The organism is Kribbella sp., from assembly GCF_035687465.1.
Classification (GTDB): domain Bacteria; phylum Actinomycetota; class Actinomycetes; order Propionibacteriales; family Kribbellaceae; genus Kribbella.
Map to the genome: position 1 here is coordinate 1 of NZ_DASRXP010000436.1, position 16,396 is coordinate 16,396.

Below are 16,396 nucleotides of genomic sequence, written 5' to 3' on the forward strand. Positions count from 1 at the left end.
TGGGCATAGGTGTTCAGGCCCGCTTGATGGTCCAGCCGGTCCCACGCCTTGTAGACCCGGACCAGAGCGTCCTGGGCCGCGTCCTCGGCCCGGTGCCAGTCGCCGCACATCAGATAGGCCGTACGCCGTAACCGGCGTACCGCTGCGGTCGCGAACTCGGTGAAGTCCACCTCGTTCCGTCTGCGCATCCGCCGCTCCTCTCGAATTGTCGGTGAAGGAACGACGCCAGACCTCTGAAAGGTTGCGACCGACCGTAACGGGGGACAGGTCCAGGGAGTTGGACCATCAGTGGGCCGAGGGTCTTTGACAGCAGTGGGAGGATTTCCTACATGGCGATGACAGCACAGGTGAAGTCCGAGCTGACCAGCATCCAGGTCACCAAGCCCTGTTGCCGCAAGGCCGAGGTCTCGTCCGTACTGCGTTTCGCGGGCGGTCTGCACCTCGTCTCCGGCCGGATCATCGTGGAGGCCGAGCTCGACAGCACGGCGGCCGCGAGGCGCTTGCGCAAGGACATCGCCGAGATTTTCGGGCACCCGTCGGAGGTCGTGATGATCTCCCCGTCCGGAATCCGGAAGCAGACCAAGTACGTCGTCCGCGTGGTCCGCGACGGCGACGCGCTGGCCCGCCAGACAGGGCTCGTGGATAACCGCGGCCGTCCGGTCCGGGGTCTGCCGCCGGCGGTCGTCTCGGGCGCCTCCTGCGACGCTGTGGCTGCCTGGCGCGGTGCATTCCTCGCCCATGGTTCGCTCACGGAGCCCGGACGGTCGTCCTCGCTCGAGGTGACCTGCCCAGGCCCTGAAGCCGCGCTGGCTCTCGTAGGTGCCGCGAGGCGCCTCGGGATCGGCTCGAAGGCCCGGGAGGTGCGCAATGTGGACCGGGTGGTGATCCGCGACGGCGACGCGATCGGCGCCCTGCTGACCCGGCTCGGCGCCCACGAGTCGGTGCTGGCCTGGGAGGAGCGGCGGATGCGTCGCGAGGTCCGTGCAACCGCGAACAGGCTGGCCAACTTCGACGACGCGAACCTGCGCAGATCCGCCCGCGCGGCCGTTGCCGCCGGTGCACGCGTCGATCGGGCGCTGGAGATCCTCGGCGACGACGTACCGGATCACCTGCAGGTGGCCGGCAAGCTGCGCCTCGAGCACAAGCAGGCGAGCCTCGAGGAGCTCGGCCAGTTGCACGAGCCGGCGCTGACCAAGGACGCGGTGGCCGGCCGGATCCGCCGCCTGCTGGCGATGGCCGACAAGCGTGCTTCCGACCTCGGCATCCCGAACACCGAGGCGAACCTCACCCCGGACATGCTCGACCCTGCCTGAGGGGTAGTCGCAGGCCGGGTGGTCTGCTGTGGATAGCACCAGTGAGCTGGGTGGGCACTTGGGCTAGTGTTTCGGGTGTAGCGGCAGTGCTCGAAAGCTAGTTTGAGGAGACGTAGTCCCGTGACCGTTCGCGTAGGTATCAACGGCTTCGGCCGGATCGGCCGTAACTTCTTCCGCGCCGTTCAGGCGTCCGGTGCCGACATCGAGGTCGTCGCCGTCAATGATTTGACCGACAACCAGACCCTCGCCCACCTGCTGAAGTACGACTCGATCCTGGGCCGCTTCCCCGGTGACGTGACTGCGACCGACGACGACATCACGGTCAGCGGCCACAGCTTCAAGGCGTTCGCGGAGCGGGACCCCGCCAACCTCAAGTGGTCTGATGTGGGCGCCGACGTGGTGATCGAGTCGACCGGCTTCTTCACCGACGCCACCAAGGCCAAGACGCACGCCGACAACGGCGCCAAGAAGGTCATCATCTCCGCCCCGGCGAAGAACGAGGACCTGACCGTGGTGATGGGTGTGAACCACGAGCTGTACGACGCGGACAAGCACACCGTGATCTCCAACGCGTCCTGCACCACGAACTGCCTCGCGCCGATGGCCAAGGCCATCCACGACGAGTTCGTCATCCAGCAGGGTCTGATGACCACGATCCACGCCTACACCCAGGACCAGAACCTGCAGGACGGCCCGCACCCGGACCTGCGTCGCGCCCGCGCCGCTGCCCTGAACATCGTGCCGACCTCCACCGGCGCCGCGAAGGCGATCGGCCTGGTCCTGCCGGAGCTCAAGGGCAAGCTCGACGGCTTCGCGCTGCGGGTCCCGGTCCCGACCGGCTCCGCCACCGACCTGACCATCACGGTCGGCCGGGAGACCTCGGCCGAAGAGGTGAACGCCGCCGTCAAGGCCGCTGCCGAGGGTGCGCTCAAGGGCTACCTGAAGTACACCGAGGACCCGATCGTGTCGACCGACATCGTCACCGACCCGGCCTCCTGCATCTTCGACGCCGGCCTGACCAAGGTGCTCGGCAACCAGGTCAAGGTGATCGGCTGGTACGACAACGAGTGGGGCTACTCCAACCGCCTCGTCGACCTGGTCAACTACGTCGGCGCCTCGCTCTGACGTCCCACCTTTCACTGCTAACGTCCGAAGAAGCGTGGGGCCTGCCCCGCGGTTCTTCGGACGTTAGCGATTTCTGGCGATAGAGGAAGCTGAGTTGTGAAGAAGATTGAGGATCTTGGGGACGTGGCGGGGTTGCGGGTGCTGGTGCGCTCGGACCTGAACGTGCCCATCGACGGGGAGAAGATCGGTGACGACGGGCGGATCCGCGCCAGCGTGCCGACCCTGGTGAAGCTGGCCAAGGCCGGCGCCAAGGTGATCGTGACCGCGCACCTCGGCCGCCCCAAGGGCAAGCCGAACCCGGAGTTCACCCTCGCCCCGGTCGCCAAGCGGCTCGGCGAGCTGCTGGAGCCGCAGGGCATCAAGGTGCGCTTCGCCACCGACGTGACCGGTGACAGCGCGCAGGAAGCCGTCCAGGAGTTGGACGAGGGCGAGGTACTGCTGCTCGAGAACGTGCGGTTCGACCCGCGCGAGGAGAGCAAGGACGAGGCCGAGCGCGGCGCCCTGGCCGAGGAGCTGGCCGGGTTGGCGGACGTGTTCGTCAGCGACGGCTTCGGCGTGGTTCACCGCAAGCAGGCCAGCGTGTACGACGTGGCGCGCCTGCTCCCGCACGCGGCCGGTGACCTGGTCCTGGCCGAGGTGACCGTACTGAAGAAGCTGACCGAGGACCCGGCCCGCCCGTACGTCGTCGTCCTGGGTGGTGCGAAGGTCTCCGACAAGCTCGCGGTGATCGACAACCTGATCGCCAAGGCCGACAAGCTGCTGATCGGCGGCGGCATGGTCTTCACCTTCCTCAAGGCCCAGGGCCACGAGGTCGGCAAGAGCCTGCTCGAGGAAGACCAGCTCGACGTGGTCAGGGGCTACCTGGAGGCCGCGAAGGCGAAGGGCGTCGAGATCGTGCTGCCGACCGACATCGTGGTCGCGCCGGAGTTCAAGGCCGATTCCCCAGCGACTGTGGTCGCTGCGGACGCGATCCCGGCCGACCAGCTCGGCCTGGACATCGGCCCGGATTCCGGGAAGGCGTTCGCCGCCGAGATCTCGTCCGCGAAGACGGTGTTCTGGAACGGCCCGATGGGTGTCTTCGAGATGGCGGCGTTCGCGGGCGGAACCAAGGCCGTCGCGCAGGCGTTGACCGAGGTGGACGGGCTCAGCGTCGTCGGTGGGGGCGACTCGGCCGCCGCCGTCCGGCAGCTAGGCTTCGCCGACGACCAGTTCGGGCACATCTCCACCGGTGGTGGCGCGTCGCTCGAATACCTGGAGGGCAAAGAGCTCCCCGGGCTCGCTGTGCTGGAAGAGGACTGAGACCCAAATGGCTGACACTGCTGCCCGTACTCCGCTGATGGCGGGCAACTGGAAGATGAACGTCAACCACGTCGAGGCGGTGCACCTGCTGCAGAAGCTGAGCTGGACGCTGCAGGACAAGAAGCACGACTTCGACCGGGTCGAGGTGGCCGTGCTGCCGCCGTTCACCGACCTCCGCAGCGTGCAGACGATGGTCGACGGCGACCGGATGAAGATCGTGTACGGCGCGCAGGACATCTCCGTGCACGACGACGGCGCGTTCACCGGCGAGATCTCGGCGGCGATGCTGGCCAAGCTCGGCTGCAGCTATGTGCTCGCGGGTCACTCCGAGCGCCGGCAGTACCACTGCGAGGACGACGCGACCGTGAACGCCAAGGCCACCAAGGCGCTGGCGGCCGGAATCACCCCGATCGTCTGCGTCGGTGAGGGCCTCGAGGTCCGCAAGGAGGGCAACCAGGTCGAGTACACGCTCGCCCAGGTGGACGGTGCCCTGGCCGGACTGAAGCCGGACGACATCCGCAAGATCGTGATCGCCTACGAACCGGTCTGGGCGATCGGTACCGGCGAGGTGGCCACCCCCGAGGATGCGCAGGAGGTCTGCGCGGCGATCCGCGGCCGGATCGAGGAGACGGTTTCACCCGCAGTGGCCGACTCGGTACGGATTCTTTACGGGGGGTCGGTGAAGATGAACAGCGCAAGTGGCATCATGGCCCAGCCGGATGTCGACGGCTGCCTGGTGGGCGGAGCTAGCCTCAAGGTGGACGAGTTCGCCGGTATCTGCCGTTACCTGGACCTTCAGTTAGGCTACTCCTCGTGATTCTCGCTTTCTCGATCGTTGTCGTCATCTGCAGCCTGATCCTCACGCTGCTCGTGTTGCTGCACAAAGGCCGCGGTGGCGGTCTTTCGGACCTGTTCGGTGGAGGTGTGTCGTCGAGCCTGGGCGGCTCCTCGGTCGCCGAGCGGAACCTGGACAGGATCACCATCGGTGTCGGTCTGATCTGGTTCGCGGCCATCGTCGCTCTCGGCCTGCTGTACAAGCTCGGCTGAGAGGGGTGTAGCTCCCGTGGCTGGTGGAGGTAGCGCAATTCGAGGTAGCCGGGTCGGCGCCGGACCGATGGGCGAGGCGGAGCGCGGCGACACCGCGCCCCGGCAGCGCATCGTGTTCTTCTGTGCGAACGGGCACGAGACCGCGACGGTGTTCGCCGTCGAGGCGGCCATCCCGGAGGCATGGGACTGTCCGAGGTGCGGTCTACCGACCAGCACCGACGTCAACAACCCGCCGCCGCCGCCGAAGATCGAGCCGTACAAGACGCACCTCGCGTACGTGAAGGAGCGCCGCAGCGAGCAGGAGGCCGCCGAGATCCTCGAAGAGGCCCTCGAGAAGCTCCGCGCCCGCCGAGCCCGCGGCGAGATCATCTTCTGACCCAGTAGTCACTCCGGGACCGCGGACAGGACACCACCTGTCCGACGGTCCCGTTGCACGTTCTGACCAGCTAGTTCAGCGGTGCGTGACAGCTGCGAACAGTTGGTTGAGTTCGTTCTGGGGGATCTGGTCTGCGGCGAAGTCCTGGGTGCCGTGGTCGCGGAGTTCCTGCGCGCTGCGGCGGATGAAGCCGAGGGCGGCCCGCGCGATGCTTCCGCCGAGGCTGATACGGGTGACGCCGGCATCGAGCAGGTGATTGACGGTGAGCCCGGAGCTGCCAAGGCCGAGAACCACGTTCAATGGACCGTCGATCTCCTTCACCAGGGTGCGGATCGCGTCGAGGTCGTTCACGCCCGGCACGTAGAGGCAGTCGGCGCCGGCTTCCCGGTAGAGGTTCGCGCGGTGGATCGAGTCGGTGAGCGAGGTCGGAGTACCGAGGAGTTGGCCGTCGGTGCGGGCCGTCAAGACGAAGTCGGGGCCAGCCGCGTCCCGCGCGGCGGCGATCCGCTCGACCGACAGAGCCACGTGGTAGAGCCGCTGCCCGTTGTAGTCCTCGATGTTTCCGCCTGCCAGACCGGCCTCCCTAGCCAGCTTGATCGTGGCGGCGACTTCTTCCGCACTCTCCCCGTAGCCGTCTTCCAGGTCGCCATTGACCGGTACTGCGCTGACGCCGGCGATCTGGCGAACCCTCTCGAACATCTGCTTCCGGGAAACCGCGGGGGCGCCGTCGGGCAGAGTGTGATCGCCCTTGCCGAGCGAGAAGGCGATCCCGGCGCTGGTGGTCGCGAGAGCTGGGAAACCCACCTCGGCCAGGATGATCGCACTACCTGCATCCCAGGCATTCGGCATCACAAACCCGGTCGCCGCAGCATGGAGCTCACGAAAAGTCGTCATGCCGACCATCCTCACCCCAACTCACTTCGGCCCCCACCGAAGCAACGGTTAGCTGTGGGGGAGTTCTTGGGCGGCGGCGTCGTCCAGCAGCCAGAGGGTCCGGCTCAGGCCCTTCGGGACTGCGGCGGGAATCTGGTCGGCGCCGGAGAGGGCCAGGCCGACTGCTTTGGCCTTGTCTTCGCCGGAGACGACGAACCAGACCTCCTGGGCGCGTGACAACGCTGGGAAGGTGAGCGAGACCCGCGTCGGCGGCGGCTTCGGCGAATCGTGCACCGCGACGGCCGCACGATCGTCCACCTGCAACTGCGGGTACTCCGGGAACAGCGACGCCACGTGACCGTCCGGACCGACACCGAGCATGAGTACGTCGAACGTCGGCACACCATTGCGGTCGTCCGGCCCTACGGCAGCCGCAAGCTCCGAGGCATAAGCAGCAGCGGCAGCCTCGGCACCCTGACCCGTGTCAGCCGGCATCGCGTGCACTCGCGCGGGATCCACATCGACCAGTGAGAGCAGAGCGTCCCGTGCCTGGGTCTCGTTCCGCTCCGGATCACCGTCCGGCAGGAACCGCTCGTCACCCCACCAGAATTCGACCCGCTGCCAGTCGATCGCAGTCCGGGCGGGGGACTCCGCCACCGCCCGGTACACCCGCGACGCAACGCGTCCGCCGGTCAGTACGACCTGCGCAACCTTGCCACGACTCTGCACGTCCACCAGCAGGGTGATGAACCTGGCCGCGACGGCGTGGGCCAGGCCCTCGGCGTCGCGGTTCACCAAGATCGACGGAGCACTCATGACCGGCCGGCCACCCTCTTGCCCGTGCTCTTCTTCGCAGCCGTCTTCTTCGCGGCAGCACCCTTCCGCGCGGTAGCGGTCTTCTTCGCCGGCGCGGCCTTCTTGGCGGCAGCCGGGGCCGCCTTCTTGGCACCAGCCTTCCGCGCCGACTTCGCTGCCGCCGTGGTCTTCTTCGCACCAGGACCAGCAGCAGTGGTTCGCGTCTTGCCTGCCGCCTTCGCCTCGAGGGTCGGCGAAGCCGCCTTGCCCACGACACCCGCAGTACGGGCGGCTGCCTTCTCGGCGGCGGTCTGGTCGGAGCCGCGCACGGTGTGGTCGACGACCTTCTCGTGGGCCGGCATCTCCTCGCGCTCTACCATGCACGCCAGCGTCTTCGCGTAGACGTCGTCGGGGTCCAGCCGCCGCAGCTCCTCGCTGAGCAGCTCGGACGTCGTCCGCCGCTTCAACGCCACCGGACGGTCCGGCTGACCCGGAATGCTGAAGGTCGCCACAGCCCCGTCCGGACGCGTCAGCGCGATCGGACCGGCCGGGGTGAACATCCGTACCGCGGTGAGTCCCGGACCCCGTGATTGCTTCTGCTCCACCGGTACGCCGAGGCGGCACTGCAGCCAGGCGGCCATCAGATCCGCACTGGGATTGCCCTTGGCCGAAACGACTTCGGCGCCTCGCACGATCGTCGGGTACTGGTCCAGCGCGGCGGCCATCAGCGCGCGCCAGGGCGTCAGCCGGGTCCAGGCGAAGTCCGTGTCGCCGGGCCGGTAGCCCTCGGCCCGAGTCTTGAAGACCTCGGTCGCACGCCTGGTTCCCGCGGCGTCGGTGACGCGGCGACGGCCGATCTTGCCCAGCGGGTCCTCGGCCGGAACCTTCGGTCCGCCGCCCGGCCACCAGACGATGACGGGGGAGTCCGGCAGCAGCAGCGGAGTGATGACCGACTCCGGCACCCTGGCGAGGTCGCCGTGCAGCCGGAGCAGCACCGCCTCACCGGGAATCCCCTCGCCGACGCGCACCTCGGCGTCGAGACCGCCCGTGCCCCGGCCGGGCCGGAGGATCGCGACGAGTACGCGGGACGGGTGCTCCCGGCCGGCCTCGTTCGCGGCCTTCAGGGCGTCGTGGTGGGACGACTCGTCGACGACCACGACGATGGTTCCGATCATGCCCATCGCCGGGCTGCCGGCGTTGCGGCGGGCCTTCAGCAGCGCCGACGCGATCTCGCTCGAGTTCGTGCTGGTGAGGTCGATGATCATGGCCGCCTCCAGGCGCGTCCGTCGCGGGCGAGCATCTCGTGGGCGGAGTCCGGTCCCCAGCCGCCGGAGTCGTACTGCTCCGGCTTGCCGTGCTCGGCCCAGTAGTTGATCACCGGGTCCAGGATCTTCCAGCCCAGCTCGACCTCGGTGTGCTGCGGGAACAGTGGGGGATCACCCAGCAACATGTCGAGGATGAGTCGCTCGTACGCCTCCGGGGACGACTCGGTGAACGACCCGCCGTACGCGAAGTCCATGTTCACGTCCCGGATCTCCATCATCGTGCCGGGCACCTTCGCGCCGAACCGTAGGGTGATGCCCTCGTCCGGCTGGATCCGCATCACCAGGGCGTTCTGGCCCAGCTCCTCGGTCTCCGTCTTCGTGAACGGCAGATGCGGTGCGCGCTTGAACATCACCGCCACCTCGGTGACGCGGCGGCCCAGCCGCTTGCCGGTGCGCAGGTAGAACGGGACGCCGGCCCAGCGCCGGGTGTCCACGTCGACCCGCAGGGCGGCGAAGGTCTCCGTCGTGGAGCTCTTCGGGATGCCGTCCTCCTGCAGGTACCCCTGCACCTTGACGCCACCCGCCCAACCTGGCGCGTACTGACCGCGGGCCGTGTGCAGGTCGAGGCGCTCGGGCAGCTTCACCGCCGCCAGCACCTTCTTCTTCTCCTGCCGCAGCGACCACGCGTCGAAGCTGACCGGCTCCTCCATCGCGGTGAGCGCGAGCAGTTGCAGCAGGTGGTTCTGGATCACGTCGCGGGCCGCACCGATGCCGTCGTAGTACCCGGCGCGGCCACCGATGCCGATGTCCTCGGCCATGGTGATCTGCACGTGGTCGACATAGTGGCTGTTCCAGACCGGCTCGAACATCGAGTTGGCGAACCGTACCGCCAGCATGTTCTGGACGGTTTCCTTGCCCAGGTAGTGGTCGATCCGGAAGACCGCCTCGGGCGGGAACACCGACTCGACCACGTGGTTCAGCTCCCGGGCGCTCTGCAGGTTGTGACCGAACGGCTTCTCGATCACCACCCGGCGCCAGGAGCCGTGCACGTCGTCGGCCAGTCCGCTCTTGGACAGCTGCTCCACCACCTGCGGGAACAGGCCGGGCGGGATCGACAGGTAGAACGCGTGGTTGCCACCGGTACCCCGGTTGACGTCCAGCTCGTCCACGGTCTCCCGCAGGTGCTTGAAGGCCGCGTCGTCGGTCAGGTCGCCCGGCACGAACCGGAAGCCCTCGGCCAGCTGCTGCCAGACCTCCTCGCGGAACGGCGTCCGCGCGTACTCCTTGACCGAGTCGTGCACGATCTGGGCGAAGTCCTGGTTGCTGAAGTCCCGCCGGGCGAACCCGACCAGCGCGAAGCCGGGCGGCAACAGGCCCCGGTTCGCCAGGTCGTAGACGGCCGGCATCAGCTTCTTGCGGGCCAGGTCCCCGGTGACACCGAAGATCACCAGGCTGCAGGGCCCGGCGATCCGGGGGAGCCGCCGGTCCTGGGGATCCCGGAGCGGGTTCACGGGGCCGGTCGACTCTTCTTCGAGCTCAGCGGTCATTGGCCGCTTTCCTCCGACTTGTCATGTGCGTTGAGTAGGGAGAGGAGCTGCTGTACTCCGGCCACCGGGTCCGTCAGGTGCAACCTCAGGACCGGACGACCGCGCTCAGCCAGTACTCCGGCGTCGCCCGCGGCCTGGGCCGTGATCAGCGTGCCGAACGTGAACGGCAGGCCGGGGATCTCGACATCGATCGACTCGGTGCTGCTGATCTGCAGGAACACGCCCTGCGGATGGCCGCCCTTGTGGTACTGCCCGGTCGAGTGCAGGAACCGCGGACCCCAGCCGAAAGTGACCGGACGTCCGGTCCGGGCGCTCAGGGCGGGCCGGATCGCGACCAGCTTCTCGTCCCGCTCGGAGTCCAGGTAGGCCATCACCGCGAGGTACCCGTCGTCGGCCAGCTTGCCGAGCAGGGTGTCCAGTGCGCCTTCGAGCGTGTCCACGCCGTCCAGCAGACCTTCGGAGCCGCGCACCTCGACGACGCCGTCCGAGAACGCGGCGGGCTCTGGCCCGGGCTGCGCGTCCAGCAAGCCGCGAGCAGCCTTCTTCGCGCTCTCCACGTCGGGCTGGTCGAACGGGTTGATCCCGAGCAGGTAGCCGGCCACCGCGGTTGCGGTCTCCCAGAGCAGCATCTGCGCTCCGAGGGACCCGGTGGTGACGACTGTCGGCGTACCGGAGGCAACGGAGGCCGAGCTGGTGTCGGCGGCGAGCAGGGCGTTCACGAGGTCGCTCGCGCCGCTGTGGAGCTCGGGAGCCTTGAGGCTCCTTACCGCCACCGGCAGGATCCCTGTGCCGTTCTTGCCGGTGCTCTCCGCGATGAGCTGCTCGGCCCAGTCGGGGAAGCCGACGATGGACGAGCCTCCCGCCGCGATGATCACCTTGTCGCGGCCGGGGCTGGCGGCCAGTACTGCGCCCAGAACCAGCGCCGGGTTCTCCGGGTCGTCGGAGTGCAGCAACGGGGCTGCCTCGGCGGCCTGGTCCAGCAGTTCGGCGACGTCCGCACCCGCGAGCGCAGACGGCACCAGGCCGAAGGCGGTCAGTGCGCTGTAGCGGCCACCGACGTGCGGGTCCGCGAGGAAGGTCTTGCGGTAGCCCTCGTCCTCGGACAGCTTCTGAAACGGCGACCCCGGGTCTGTCACGACGATGATCCGGGAAGCCGCGTCGATGCCGGCCTCGGTGAACGCGTGAACGAAGGCGCGGCGCTGGCTGTCTGTCTCGACCGTGCCGCCGGACTTGCTGGACACCACGACGGCCGTGCGCTGCAGGTCACCGGCCAGCGCCCGCGCGATCACGTTCGGGTTGGTCGAATCCAGTACTACCAGCTCGACGCCGGCCGTCTTGGTGATCACCTCGGGTGCGAGCGACGACCCGCCCATTCCGCAGAGCACGATCCGGTCCAGGCCCTCGGCCCGCAGATCCGCTTGCAGGGCCTCGATCTCGGCCAGCAGCGGCCGGGAGCTGTCGTACAGGTCGACCCAGCTGAGCCGGATCGCCGACTCGGACTCGGCCTCCGGACCCCAGGTTGTGGGGTCCTTGGCCGCGATCCGGGACGCGATCTTCTCGCTGACCAGCCGATCGACGACCTCCTGCCAGCCCTCGCCGTACGCCTTGACTGCGAGCGACTCGGTCACTTCGCCGCACCCTTCAGGGCCGAGGTGACGGTGTTCTGCAGTTCGGTCCAGGAGGCCTCGAACTTGCTCACACCCTCGTCCTCGAGGATCTGCACGACCTCGTCGTAGGAGATGCCGAGCGCCTCCAGGTCGGCGAGCACCTTGCGGGCCCCGTCGTAGCTGCCGCGGACGGTGTCACCGGTGACCTCGCCGTGGTCGGCGAAGGCGTCGATGGTTGCCTGCGGCATCGTGTTCACCACATTGCTGGTGACCAGCTCCTCGACGTACATGGTGTCCTTGTACGCCGGGTCCTTGACGCCGGTGGAGGCCCAGAGCGGCCGCTGCGGCTTGCCGCCGGCGGTCTCGATCTCACGCCAGCGGTCGGTGTCGAAGATCTCCTCGTACAGCTCGTAGGCGAGCCGTGCGTTGGCGATCGCGGCCTTGCCCTTCAGCGCCTTGGCCTGATCCGAGCCGATAGCGTCGAGCCGCTTGTCGACCTCGGTGTCCACCCGGCTGACGAAGAAGGAAGCCACACTGGCCAGCTTCGTCACGTCGTGGCCGTTGTCGAGCGCCTTCTCCAGGCCGGACAGGAATGCGTCGGCGACCGCCTTGTAGCGCTCCAGCGAGAAGATCAGCGTCACGTTCACACTGATGCCCTCGGCAAGCACCGCGGTGATCGCCGGGATGCCTTCCTTGGTAGCCGGGATCTTGATGAAGACGTTCTCCCGGCCGACGATCGCCCAGAGTTCCCTGGCCTGGCTGATGGTCCGCTCGGTGTTGTGGGCCAGGGTGGGCTCGACCTCGATCGAGACCCGGCCGTCCACGCCCTCGGTGTCGTCGTACACCGGCTTGAACAGGTCCGCGGCGTTCCGCACGTCGTCCGTGGTGATCACCCGGATCGCCTCGTCGGTGGAGATGCCCTCGGCGGCCAGCCGGGTCACCTGCTCGGCGTACGCGTCCGCGTCGGAGATGGCCTTGGCGAAGATCGTCGGGTTGGTGGTGACCCCGCTGATCTGGCTGTCGTGGATCAGCGCTTCCAGGTTGCCGCTGGCGAGCCGCTGCCGGGACAGGTCGTCGAGCCAGAGGGAAACGCCGGCGTCGGCGAGTGCTTTCAAGCGATCGTTCATGTCCGAAGCCTCCGGGATGTTCTGTTGTCGGTGGGTCAGTCGCGCTGGTTGGTGGCGCCGGCAGCCGGGTCGGCGCTGACGCTCTCGTCATCCGCGGGGCCTACCGGCCCTGCCGCGCCCCGGCCTGCCGGGACTCCGGAGCCACCGAGCTCGGCGGCCGTGGCGATGCTGTCCTTAGCGGCCTGTACGACGGCGTCCGCGGTGATGCCGAACTCCGTGTACAGCGTCTGGTAGTCGGCCGAAGCGCCGTAGTGCTCCAGGCTCACGCTGCGGCCGGCGTCGCCGACCACCTCGCGCCAGCCCTGGGCGATCCCGGCCTCGACCGAGACCCGCGCCCGGACCGCCGGCGGGATGACCTCGTTGCGGTAGGCGTCGTCCTGCTCGTCGAACCACTCGCGCGACACCATCGACACGACCCGCGCCTTGATGCCCTCTGCGGCCAGCGTCTCGCGGGCCTGGACAGCGAGTTGCAGCTCGGACCCGGTGCCGATCAGGACAACGTCCGGAGCGCCGTCGGTGTCGAGCAGCGTGTAGCCGCCCTTGGCCACGTTCTCGGTCGTCGCGTAGCCGTCGGTTCCGCGCGGGAAGGTCGGCACGTTCTGCCTGGTCAGGATGAGCCCGGCCGGACGATCCTTGTGCTCCAGTACTGCGGCCCACGCGGCTGCCGTCTCGTTGGCATCACCCGGGCGGACCACGTCGCGGCCCGGGATCGCCCGCAGCGCGGCCAGGTGCTCCACCGGCTGGTGGGTCGGGCCGTCCTCGCCGAGGCCGATCGAGTCGTGCGTCCAGACGTAGGTGACCGGCAGCTTCATCAGTGCGGCCAGCCGGACCGCCGGGCGCATGTAGTCGCTGAACACGAGGAACGTGCCGCCGTACGGGCGGGTCCCGCCGTGCAGGGCGATGCCGTTCAGGATCGAGCCCATGCCGTGCTCGCGGATACCGAAGTGCAGCACCCGGCCGTACTCGTTGCCCTGGAACTCCTTGGTGGCGTGCTCGGCCGGGATGAAGGACGGCTCACCCTTGGGGGTGGTGTTGTTCGAGCCGGCCAGGTCGGCCGACCCGCCCCAGAGCTCGGGAAGCTCCGGCGCCAGCTTGGTCAGCACGTCGCCGGACGCGGCGCGGGTGGCGACACCCTTGGCGTCGGCGTCCCAGCTCGGCAGCGCGTCCTTCCAGCCCGCGGGCAGCTCGCGCTTCTCCAGCCGGGCGAACAGCGCCGCCCGCTCGGGAGCGGCCTGCTTCCAGGCCTCGAACTTCTCGGTCCACTCGGCCTCGAGGGGCTTGCCGCGCTCGAGGGCCTTGCGGGTGTGCTCGAGCACCTCGGCGGCGACCTCGAAGGTCTGCTCGGGGTCGAAGCCGAGGATCTTCTTGGTGGCGGCCACCTCCTCGGCGCCGATCGCGGACCCGTGGATCTTGCCGGTGTTCTGCTTGGTCGGGGCGGGCCAGCCGATGATCGTGCGCAGCCGGATGAAGCTCGGCTTGTCGGTGACCGCGTTGCCGGCCTCGATCGCGTCGTACAGGGCCTGCACGTCTTCCTCGTACCCCGTGCCGCCGTTCGTCCAGTCGACGTCGCGGACGTCCCACCCGTACGCCGCGTAGCGGGCGGCCACGTCCTCCGAGAACGCGATGTTGGTGTCGTCCTCGATCGAGATCTTGTTGTCGTCGTAGATCAGCGTCAGGTTGCCCAGCTTCTGGTGACCCGCGAGAGAGGAGACCTCCGAGGAGACGCCTTCCTCCAGGTCGCCGTCCGACGCGATCACGTAGATGTGGTGGTCGAACAGGCTCTCGCCCTTGGCCGTCTCCGGGTCGAACAGGCCGCGCTCGCGGCGGGAGGCCATTGCCATCCCGACCGCGTTGCCGACACCCTGGCCGAGCGGGCCGGTGGTGGTCTCGACGCCCTTGGTGTGGCCGTGCTCCGGGTGGCCCGGGGTCAGGCTGCCCCAGGTGCGGAGCGCCTTGAGGTCGTCCAGTTCGAGGCCGTACCCGGCCAGGTAGAGCTGGATGTAGAGGGTCAGGCTGGAGTGACCAGCCGACAGCACGAACCGGTCGCGGCCGGGCCAGGTCGCGTCGGCCGGGTTCTGCCGCATCACCTTCTGGAACAGGAGGTAGGCAGCCGGAGCCAGGCTCATCGCCGTACCGGGGTGGCCGTTGCCGACCTTCTCCACCGCATCCATCGCCAGGACCCGCACGGTGTCGACCGCACGCTTGTCGAGCTCGGTCCATTCAAGCTTGGGGCTGGTCTTCTCCGTCACGCCGGCGGCGCTCCTCTCGATGGCTGCGAACACTCCGTCTGGCTGGCTTCCGAGGGGCCCGGCCGGACCAGCTGGCCCACGCCGATCGCGCCCCCGCGCGTCACCGTGAGCGAGCCTACTCGCCCGGTCACCGTCCACCCCGCATACCTCCGGCAACCGGGTCCAGGCTGTCAATGTTCCCAGTTCGGGGCCCACGTCTGCCAAGTCACACCTGTGCCCTTCAGCGGGGTTCGTATGCCTCTTATCCCATGCCCGGATTACCGCTGTCCGACAGCCGCGTTACCAGGGCCACACGGTTGGCCGTCGGACACGTCCGGACCGCTGGTGCGGGGGTGTGCAAGACCCTCCTACGGGCCGTCGTAGACTGTCGAACCGTCAGCGCCGGACTACCGGCGTCAACCCACTGAGTTCGAGGTGTTCGTGACGGCCGTCGACCCGCGTTCAGCCGCGACGACGTCGTACCCGGCGCCGCTGCCGACAGACCCGGTCCCCGTGACCGGTCCGTCCGTGCGCGACGTGATCAAGGCGTACGTCGGACTGACCAAGCCGCGCATCATCGAGCTGCTGCTGATCACCACCGTGCCGGTGATGTTCCTGGCCGCCGGGGGAGTCCCCGGGCTGGGCGTCGTCGCCGCCACCCTGCTCGGCGGGATCCTGGCCGCCGGCAGCGCGAACACGATCAACTGCGTGCTCGACCGCGACATCGACGAGCAGATGCGCCGCACCCGCCGCCGGCCGTTGCCGCGGCACGCGGTCAGCCCGCGCTCGGCGACCATCTTCGGTGTCGTGCTGGGGATCCTGGCGACGATCGAGCTGGGTCTGCTGGTCAACTGGCTCTCGTCGATCCTGGCGCTCGCGGCGAACGCGTTCTACGTGTTCGGCTACACGATGGTGCTGAAGCGCCGGACGGTGCAGAACATCGTCTGGGGCGGGATCGCCGGGTGCTTCCCGACCCTGATCGGCTGGACCGCGGTGACGAACGAGCTGGCCTGGACGCCGTTCGTGCTGTTCGCCGTGGTGTTCTTCTGGACACCGCCGCACACGTGGGCGCTGGCGATGCGCTACCGCGAGGACTACGCGTCGGTGGACGTCCCGATGCTCCCGGTTGTTGCCACACCGGTCGCCACGGCCCGCCAGATCCTGGCCTACAGCATCGTCATGGTGATCACGTCGCTCGCGCTGTGGCCGGTTGCCGGGACCGGGTTCGTCTATCCCTTGGCGGCTGTGGTGCTGGGCGTGGTCTTCCTCCGCGAAGCTTTCGCCCTCCTGGCCCGCGCGAACACCGGCGCGGAAGGCCCGGCCCTGCGGCCGATGCGGCTCTTCCACTTCTCCAACATCTACCTCGCCCTCCTCTTCATCGCCGCGGCCATCGACCCCGTCCTGCACTGAGCAGCGGTCAGGCAAGCCCATCCTGTTGCCCTTAAGGGCAGAGTCCGCCGGTACTGCGGTGGTGGTGGTTGCTGTGGGCATCGGGGTGGGGGTACTGCTTGGCTGTACCGCGTGTAGGGGTCTGGGTGCGAACCGTTGCTGCGTTGGCTGTTTGCTGGCGGTAGGCGGTCGGCAGCGGGGAGTCCAGGCGTTGACCTGAGGGGAAACGGGTGTTGCCATGGAGGGTCTTTGGAGTCGCTCCATCCTGGGGAGGACGGGGAAATCTAGGGGGAACGTAGTGGGGGTTAGAACAGCACGTCTCGCCGCAATCTCGGTGGTTGCGCTGATCGGGTCCGTACTGGTGGCGGGGCAAGCCGATGCCGGTGGCGACCACAGCAGTTTGAA

Annotated in this window: 15 protein-coding genes; 7 read left to right on the forward strand and 8 right to left on the reverse strand. The window is 68.5% G+C overall.

Annotated elements, in window-relative coordinates; translation table 11 throughout:
- Positions 1-188: sigma factor (locus VFG33_RS22560; RefSeq protein WP_325054912.1), on the reverse strand; the 188-nt coding region annotated here is incomplete at its 3' end.
- 141 nt (positions 189-329) lie between these two features.
- On the opposite strand from VFG33_RS22560, the gene whiA reads away from it, so the two are divergent.
- The 6 genes from whiA to VFG33_RS22590 all read left to right on the forward strand — a co-directional run bounded on the left by whiA (position 330) and on the right by VFG33_RS22590 (position 5,160).
- Positions 330-1,313 (forward strand): DNA-binding protein WhiA, encoded by a 984-nt coding sequence (whiA, locus tag VFG33_RS22565; protein ID WP_325054913.1) that lies wholly within the window; start codon positions 330-332, stop codon positions 1,311-1,313.
- Between the two features lie 120 nt (positions 1,314-1,433).
- Complete coding sequence (gene gap / locus VFG33_RS22570; RefSeq protein ID WP_325054914.1) at positions 1,434-2,438, forward strand: type I glyceraldehyde-3-phosphate dehydrogenase; 1,005 nt, start codon at positions 1,434-1,436, stop codon at positions 2,436-2,438.
- Between the two features lie 96 nt (positions 2,439-2,534).
- Entirely contained in the window at positions 2,535-3,737 is a 1,203-nt protein-coding gene (locus VFG33_RS22575) for a phosphoglycerate kinase (protein ID WP_325054915.1), read from the forward strand.
- A gap of 7 nt (positions 3,738-3,744) precedes the next feature.
- Positions 3,745-4,554, forward strand: coding sequence for a triose-phosphate isomerase (tpiA, locus tag VFG33_RS22580; protein WP_325054916.1), 810 nt, complete (start codon positions 3,745-3,747; stop codon positions 4,552-4,554).
- The gene (gene secG / locus VFG33_RS22585) at positions 4,551-4,784 is read left to right on the forward strand and encodes a preprotein translocase subunit SecG (RefSeq protein WP_145811694.1); all 234 of its coding nucleotides are present in this window, start codon (positions 4,551-4,553) and stop codon (positions 4,782-4,784) included. Before tpiA ends, secG begins: the two co-directional genes overlap by 4 nt.
- 16 nt (positions 4,785-4,800) lie before the next feature.
- Positions 4,801-5,160 (forward strand): RNA polymerase-binding protein RbpA, encoded by a 360-nt coding sequence (locus tag VFG33_RS22590; protein WP_325054917.1) that lies wholly within the window; start codon positions 4,801-4,803, stop codon positions 5,158-5,160.
- A 75-nt stretch (positions 5,161-5,235) separates the two neighbouring features.
- Here VFG33_RS22590 and VFG33_RS22595 read toward each other — a convergent pair whose 3' ends face one another.
- The 7 genes from VFG33_RS22595 to tkt are packed head-to-tail and all read right to left on the reverse strand — an operon-like array spanning position 5,236 to position 14,623.
- Complete coding sequence (locus VFG33_RS22595) at positions 5,236-6,054, reverse strand: isocitrate lyase/PEP mutase family protein (RefSeq protein ID WP_325054918.1); 819 nt, start codon at positions 6,052-6,054, stop codon at positions 5,236-5,238.
- Positions 6,055-6,102: 48 nt separating this feature from the next.
- Positions 6,103-6,849 carry a 6-phosphogluconolactonase gene (gene pgl, locus VFG33_RS22600; protein ID WP_325054919.1) on the reverse strand — a complete coding sequence of 249 codons (747 nt, stop codon included), beginning with the start codon at positions 6,847-6,849 and terminating at the stop codon, positions 6,103-6,105.
- Positions 6,846-8,093 (reverse strand): glucose-6-phosphate dehydrogenase assembly protein OpcA, encoded by a 1,248-nt coding sequence (locus tag VFG33_RS22605; RefSeq protein WP_325054920.1) that lies wholly within the window; start codon positions 8,091-8,093, stop codon positions 6,846-6,848. The genes pgl and VFG33_RS22605 overlap by 4 nt, the downstream gene beginning before the upstream one ends.
- Positions 8,090-9,640, reverse strand: coding sequence for a glucose-6-phosphate dehydrogenase (gene zwf, locus VFG33_RS22610; RefSeq protein ID WP_325054921.1), 1,551 nt, complete (start codon positions 9,638-9,640; stop codon positions 8,090-8,092). The genes VFG33_RS22605 and zwf overlap by 4 nt, the downstream gene beginning before the upstream one ends.
- Positions 9,637-11,268 carry a phosphoglucose isomerase-related protein gene (locus VFG33_RS22615; RefSeq protein WP_325054922.1) on the reverse strand — a complete coding sequence of 544 codons (1,632 nt, stop codon included), beginning with the start codon at positions 11,266-11,268 and terminating at the stop codon, positions 9,637-9,639. Before VFG33_RS22615 ends, zwf begins: the two co-directional genes overlap by 4 nt.
- The gene (tal, locus tag VFG33_RS22620; RefSeq protein ID WP_325054923.1) at positions 11,265-12,374 is read right to left on the reverse strand and encodes a transaldolase; all 1,110 of its coding nucleotides are present in this window, start codon (positions 12,372-12,374) and stop codon (positions 11,265-11,267) included. The genes VFG33_RS22615 and tal overlap by 4 nt, the downstream gene beginning before the upstream one ends.
- 35 nt (positions 12,375-12,409) lie before the next feature.
- Positions 12,410-14,623 (reverse strand): transketolase, encoded by a 2,214-nt coding sequence (tkt, locus tag VFG33_RS22625; RefSeq protein ID WP_325054924.1) that lies wholly within the window; start codon positions 14,621-14,623, stop codon positions 12,410-12,412.
- 414 nt (positions 14,624-15,037) lie between these two features.
- Between tkt and VFG33_RS22630 the strand changes: the two genes are divergently transcribed.
- Entirely contained in the window at positions 15,038-16,012 is a 975-nt protein-coding gene (locus VFG33_RS22630; protein WP_414672978.1) for a heme o synthase, read from the forward strand.
- Positions 16,013-16,396 lie beyond the last annotated feature (384 nt).